At 63.3% G+C, this 6781-nt stretch carries 5 protein-coding genes; 4 read left to right on the top strand and 1 reads right to left on the bottom strand.

Annotation, left to right across the window (positions count from 1 at the left end; translation table 11 throughout):
* Entirely contained in the window at positions 1 to 1494 is a 1494-nt protein-coding gene (locus tag ACFWP0_RS20630; protein WP_377845146.1) for a TolC family outer membrane protein, read from the bottom strand.
* Between the two features lie 534 nt (positions 1495 to 2028).
* Here ACFWP0_RS20630 and leuC point away from each other — a divergent pair.
* The 4 genes from leuC (at position 2029) to asd (ending at position 6578) form a co-directional block, all read left to right on the top strand.
* Positions 2029 to 3432, top strand: coding sequence for a 3-isopropylmalate dehydratase large subunit (gene leuC, locus ACFWP0_RS20635; protein WP_377845148.1), 1404 nt, complete (start codon positions 2029 to 2031; stop codon positions 3430 to 3432).
* A gap of 23 nt (positions 3433 to 3455) precedes the next feature.
* On the top strand, positions 3456 to 4106 hold the full coding sequence (leuD, locus tag ACFWP0_RS20640; RefSeq protein WP_377845149.1) for a 3-isopropylmalate dehydratase small subunit: 651 nt from the start codon (positions 3456 to 3458) through the stop codon (positions 4104 to 4106).
* A gap of 31 nt (positions 4107 to 4137) precedes the next feature.
* On the top strand, positions 4138 to 5214 hold the full coding sequence (gene leuB / locus ACFWP0_RS20645) for a 3-isopropylmalate dehydrogenase (RefSeq protein ID WP_377845151.1): 1077 nt from the start codon (positions 4138 to 4140) through the stop codon (positions 5212 to 5214).
* Positions 5215 to 5447: 233 nt separating this feature from the next.
* Complete coding sequence (asd, locus tag ACFWP0_RS20650) at positions 5448 to 6578, top strand: aspartate-semialdehyde dehydrogenase (RefSeq protein WP_377845153.1); 1131 nt, start codon at positions 5448 to 5450, stop codon at positions 6576 to 6578.
* Positions 6579 to 6781 lie beyond the last annotated feature (203 nt).

Raw genomic sequence — 6781 nt, forward strand, 5'->3', positions numbered from 1 at the left:
TCAGGGCTTGGCGTTGGGCGCGTTCATCGGCACGAGCGTGGGTGGCAGCGTGCCTTCGTTGTAATGCACGCGCACCGGAGCCAGGCGGGCGGAGTCCGGAACCGTCGAATTGCAGAGCTTGATCACTTCGTCCGACACTTCCAGCTTGCCGTTTTCCTCGGGCATCTCATTGCGCGCGGGTTGCAGCGACAGCGCGGGCAGCAGCGCGTGAGACAGCGCCAGCCAGCGATATTGCGCGAGCCTGAGATCATAGATGCCGTTGGTCAGGGCGCGGCGCGATTCGAACAGCTCATTTTCGGTATCCAGCAGGTCCAGCAGCGAGCGCTGGCCAATCTGGAACTGCTGGGCGTAGGCGTCGCGCACCTTCGTGGTGGCCACTTCGTGGTCGCGCAGGAAGGGCAGCTTCTCGCTCAGGCTGGCGATGTTGTTCCAGGCCACGGCCAGATCCTGCTGCACATTGCGGCAGGTGTAGTCGCGGATGTCGCGCGCGGCGTAGGACTGCGCGGCGGTCTGGCGCACACGCGCGGAATCGGCGCCGCCGCGGTAGAGGTTATAGCTCATTACGACCTGGACGCTGGAGCTCTGGATGTCGCGGCTCTGGGGCGTGGGATCGTTCTGGTCGCGGCCGGTATTGGCGACGAATTCGAATTTCGGCGAGAACGCGCCCTTGGAGGACGCCACGCCGGCTTGCGCGGCCTGAAGGGCGGCCTGCTTGGACAGGAAGCTGGGATTTCGCCGCAGGGAGTCATTGAAGCTTCCGGGCTTGACCGGCAGCTTGTCCCCGATATCGGGAGGCGGCTGCATGGCTTCGGGGGGGAAGGCGCCCGTCACGCGCTGGAAGCGCTGCTGCACATCCAGCAGGTTGGCCGTCTCGGTCATCAGGTTGGTCTGGGCCAGCGACAGGCGGCCGCCCGCCTGTTCCAGGTCGACCCGGCGGCCCACGCCGGACTCGGTGCGCTCGCCGATCTGCTTGAGCGTTTGCTCATGCAGGGAATAGTTCTGGCGCGCCAGCAGTTCCATGTCGCGGTAGCGCTGCAGGTCGATATAGGCCTGCACGGCGGAAAAAGCGGTCGTGTCGCTGGTGGCCAGCACGTCATAGAAGCGCGCCAGCTTGTCGAAGCCGGCCTGCTTGACGTCGTTGCTCGTGCGGAAACCGTCGAATATCAGCTGGCGCAGTTCCACGCTGTAGCCGGGGCGACTCCAGCTCTCGGACCCGACGCCCGGCACGTTGCTGCGGTATTCGCGGCCCAGATAGCCTTGCGCATTGATTTGCGGGAAGAAGGCGGCGCGGGCGACGGACTGTCCTTCCAGCGAGGCCTGGAAATCGTGGTACTTGGCCTGGATTTCCGGGTTGCTGAGCAGTGTCTGCTCGACGATCTGGTTCAAGGTCACCGCGGGTTGACCGGCGGCCGGTGCTGCAGACTGGGCAAATGCGGCAGGAACGAATGCCAGCGCAAGGACCGAAGTCGTGCTTTTGAGCAAAAACGAAGCCATAGTGATTATTCGCGAGTCGAGTCGAGTTGAGATTGAATGGCCGCCATATTGTGTGGAAATGTCAGTTTTGGCGAGTCAAGATTTGTTAATTGTTGATTAGTTTTACAGGCGGCCGATAGTGGTTCGTCGCGCAACATCTATTAACTTCATTTAATTTGCACGAACTTCGTTTTGGTATAAATACTATATTTCTATTAATACGGTTTATTGCGCATTATTTCGAAAAACACGTTGCCAAAGCGAAACGCGATTATATCGTTTTGAGAAAGTTGTATCTATTTTGTTGGGCCGAAATTGTATTTGTGAGAATTTGTCGGCAGTTGGCGGCGTGTTTGAAACGAGGGTGATACATCTGTCCCCGGCGGGGCCGTTTCATAGCCATCATGGTAGTGGTAGTACTGGTATATATGGTGTGCTTGTACTAGGTTCAGAGCCTGTGCATAATTCCCTCATGCCGCAGCAGCCGGCGCGGGAGCGATTTGCTTTTCAACCGCGCGAGGCTCAAGCCGGATTGTCTAATTGCAGAGCGCATCCATGGCCCAAACCCTTTACGACAAACTCTGGGACGCCCACATCGTCCACCAGGAATCAGACGGCACCTGTCTGCTCTATATCGATCGCCACCTGGTGCACGAAGTCACCAGCCCGCAGGCGTTCGAGGGCTTGGCGATCGCCGGCCGCAAGCCGTGGCGCACGGGCGCCAACCTGGCGGTCGCGGATCACAACGTGCCGACGCTGAACCGCGCCCAGGGCATCGACGACCCCGTCTCGCGCCTGCAAGTCGATACGCTGGACGCCAACTGCGAAAAGTACGGCATCACCGAATTCCGCATGAACGACCTGCGCCAGGGCATCGTCCACGTGATCGGCCCGGAGCAGGGCGCGACCCTGCCCGGCATGACGGTCGTCTGTGGCGACTCGCACACCAGCACGCACGGCGCGCTGGGCGCGCTGGCCTTCGGCATCGGCACCTCCGAGGTCGAGCACGTGCTGGCCACGCAGACGCTGCTCATGAAGAAAGCCAAGAGCATGCTGATCAAGGTTGAAGGCGACTTGCCCTTCGGCTGTACGGCCAAGGACGTGGTGCTGCACATTATCGGCATCATCGGCACGGCCGGCGGCACCGGCCACGCCATCGAGTTCGCCGGCAGCACGATCCGCGCGCTCTCCGTCGAAGGCCGCATGACGGTCTGCAATATGGCGATTGAAGCCGGCGCGCGTTCCGGCATGGTGGCGGTGGACGACAAGACCATCGAATACTTCCGCGGCCGTCCCTTCGCGCCCGCCGGCGTGGTCTGGGACCAGGCGGTCAAGTACTGGCGCACCCTGCGCACGGACGAGGGCGCCAAGTTCGATACCGTGGTGGAAGTCAACGCGCGCGACATCAAGCCCCAGGTCACGTGGGGCACGTCCCCGGAAATGGTGCTGCCGGTGGATTCCCGCGTGCCGGACCCGGACCGCGAAAAGGACGACGTGCGCCGCAGCGGCATGGAGCGCGCCCTGCAATACATGGGCCTGAAGCCCAACACGCCGCTTACCGACATCCGCGTGGACCGTGTGTTCATCGGGTCCTGCACCAACTCGCGCATCGAAGACCTGCGCGCCGCGGCCGTCGTGGCGCGTGGCAAGCATGTGGCCTCCAATGTGCGCCAGGCCATGGTGGTGCCGGGGTCCGGCCTGGTCAAGCAGCAGGCTGAACGCGAAGGGCTGGACAAGATCTTCATTGAAGCCGGCTTTGAATGGCGCGAGCCCGGCTGCTCGATGTGCCTGGCCATGAACGCCGACCGCCTCGAACCGGGCGAGCGCTGCGCCTCCACGTCGAACCGCAATTTCGAGGGCCGGCAGGGGCAGGGCGGACGCACGCACCTGGTCAGCCCGGCCATGGCCGCCGCCGCGGCCGTTGCCGGCCATTTCGTCGACGTCCGCACGTTCCGTTAAGCGTCACGCACTGAGTAGACATCATGCAAGCATTTACCACTCACGAAGGCCTGGTGGCTCCGCTCGATCGCGAAAACGTCGACACGGACCTCATCATCCCCAAGCAATTCCTCAAGTCCATCCAGCGCACGGGCTTCGGACCGAACCTCTTCGACGAACTCCGCTACCTGGATCATGGCGAACCGGGCATGGACAACAGCAAGCGTCCGCTGAACCCGGATTTCGTGCTGAACCAGCCGCGCTACCAGGGCGCCTCGGTGCTGCTGGCCCGCAAGAACTTCGGCTGCGGCTCCAGCCGCGAGCACGCGCCCTGGGCGCTGACGCAGTTTGGCTTTCGCGCCATCATCGCGCCGTCCTATGCGGACATCTTCTTTAACAACAGCTTCAAGAACGGCCTGCTGCCTATCGTGCTGTCCGAACTGGAAGTGTCGAGGCTGTTCGACGAAGTGAAGGCATTCCCCGGCTACAAGCTGCACATCGACCTGGACCGCCAGGTCGTGGTCGCGGCGGACGGGCGCGCAATGGGTTTTGACATCGAACCCTTCCGCAAATATTGCCTGCTCAACGGATTCGACGACATCGGCCTGACCTTGCGCCATTCCGACAAGATCCGCGCCTTCGAGGCCGAGCGCCTGGCCCGCCATCCCTGGCTCGAAAGCCGTCCCATCGCCTGATCATCATCCTGACTACTGGATCGCTTCTTAAATGACTCACAACATCGCAGTCTTGCCGGGTGACGGCATCGGCCCCGAAATCGTCGAACAGGCCGTGCGCGTCCTGCAGGCGCTGGACGTTCCCTTCGATATCAAGCAGGCTCCGGTGGGCGGCGCGGCGTTCGACCAGTTCGAGCATCCCCTGCCGCCGGCCACGCTGAACCTCGCCAAGGAGTCGGACGCCGTGCTGTTCGGCGCAGTGGGCGACTGGAAGTACGACAGCCTGCCGCGCGAATTCCGTCCCGAACAGGCCATCCTGGGCTTGCGCAAGGCGCTGGGCCTGTTCGCCAACCTGCGCCCCGCCATCCTGTATCCGGAACTGGCAAGCGCCTCGTCGCTCAAGCCCGAGATCGTCTCCGGCCTGGATATCCTGATCATCCGCGAGCTGACCGGCGACATCTATTTCGGAACGCCGCGCGGCGTGCGCTCCTCGCCCGACGGCGCCTTCGCCGGCGAGCGCGAGGGCTACGACACCATGCGCTACGCCGAATCCGAAATCCGCCGCATCGCGCGCATCGGTTTTGAATCGGCCCGCAAGCGCAGCAAGAAGCTGTGCAGCGTGGACAAGGCCAACGTGCTGGAGACCTCGCAGTTCTGGCGCGACATCGTCATTGAAGTGGCGCGCGAGTATCCCGACGTGGAACTGTCGCACATGTATGTCGACAACGCCGCGATGCAGCTGGTGCGCAATCCGCGCCAGTTCGACGTCATCGTCACCGGCAACCTGTTCGGCGACATCCTGTCCGACGAGGCCGCCATGCTGACCGGTTCGATCGGCATGCTGCCTTCGGCGTCGCTGAACGCCGGCGGCCAGGGCCTCTACGAGCCCAGCCACGGGTCGGCGCCCGACATCGCGGGCCAGGGCATCGCCAATCCCCTGGCGACCATCCTGTCGGCCGCCATGCTGTTGCGCTATTCGCTGAACCTGGCGCCCCAGGCCGACCGCATCGAGGCCGCCGTGCGCGGCGTGCTGGCCAGCGGCCTGCGCACCGCCGACATTTTCGAGCCGGGCACGACGAAAGTCAGCACGGCGGGTATGGGCGACGCGGTTCTGAAAGCCCTGGCCTGATCCTTGGCAAGGGGACGCGCCCTTGCGGCGCGGCCCCTTCGCTTATCGGGGCCGCCCGCCGGGCGGCCCTTTGTTTTGTTGCCGATGCGCAGCGAATGGCGTCCCGGCCGTATTGTGGCCCCGTTTTTTTCAAGCTGCGCCGCAACATCGCCGCGTGCATTCTGATAAATTGTTGAATTGCACGTAATTTTCCCTCCCCCGGACCTTGTCTCCACCTTTAAAGAGCGATTGAAATGAATCAAGCAGTAGGCCTTGTCGGCTGGCGCGGTATGGTCGGCTCGGTGCTCATGCAGCGCATGCGCGACGAGAACGACTTCGCACTGATCGAACCGGTGTTCTTCTCCACCAGCAACGCTGGCGGCGCCGCGCCCACTTGGGCCAATGGCGCGGGTCCGCTGCAAGACGCCTACAACATTGATGCTCTGAAAAAACTGCCGATCATTCTCACGGCGCAAGGCGGGGACTACACGTCCGAGGTCTACCCGAAGCTGCGCGGCGCGGGCTGGAACGGCATCTGGATCGATGCGGCCAGCACCCTGCGCATGGCTGACGACGCCATCATCGTGCTGGATCCGGTCAACCGTCCGGTGATCGACGCAGCGCTCAAGCGCGGCGTGCGCAACTTCATCGGCGGCAATTGCACCGTCAGCTGCATGCTGATGGGCCTGGCCGGCCTGTTCAACAACGACCTGGTGGAATGGATGACCTCCATGACGTACCAGGCGGCTTCGGGCGGCGGCGCGCAGCACATGCGCGAACTGCTGACCCAGTTCGGCGAGATCAACCAGTCGGTCAAGCCCCTGCTGGACGACCCCGCATCGGCCATTCTGGAAATCGACCGCGGGGTGTTGGCCAAGCAAAAAGACCCGGCGCTGCCCCACGAGCACTTCGGCGTGCCGCTGGGCGGCAACCTGATTCCCTGGATCGACAAGGACCTCGGCGAGGGCATGTCCAAGGAAGAGTGGAAGGCCGAAGTCGAAACCAACAAGATCCTGGGCCGCGGCGCCGCCTTCGGCACGCCCGCCACCCCGATCGACGGCCTGTGCGTGCGCATTGGCGCAATGCGCTGCCACAGTCAGGCGCTGACCATCAAGCTCAAGCGCGATGTCCCTCTCGATGAAATCGAATCGCTGATCGCGCAGGGCACGCAATGGGCCAAGGTCGTTCCCAACACCAAGGAAGCCACCGTCGCCGCATTGACCCCGGTCGCCGTCACCGGCACGCTGGACATTCCGGTGGGCCGCCTGCGCAAGCTGTCGATGGGCTCGCAATACCTGGGCGCCTTCACGGTCGGCGACCAGCTGTTGTGGGGCGCCGCCGAGCCGCTGCGCCGCATGCTGCGCATTGCGCTGGCCGAAGCCTGATGCCGTTTCGGGCGGCGCGCGTCGCCGCCCGATCATGCGGAACAGGCTGGCAAGGGCACCTTCGGGTGCCCTTGTCGTTTACGCAGCGCTGGCGGGGGGGGGGGGGGGTTGGGGGCCCCCCCCCCCCCCCCCCCCCCCAACAGGTTGTTATAATGGTTTTAGAAGAAAAAAAATATAGGTTTTTTTTTTGAGTTTGAGCAGAT

Origin of the sequence: Achromobacter sp. NPDC058515, assembly GCF_042721735.1 — a bacterium.
Taxonomy (GTDB): domain Bacteria; phylum Pseudomonadota; class Gammaproteobacteria; order Burkholderiales; family Burkholderiaceae_B; genus Achromobacter.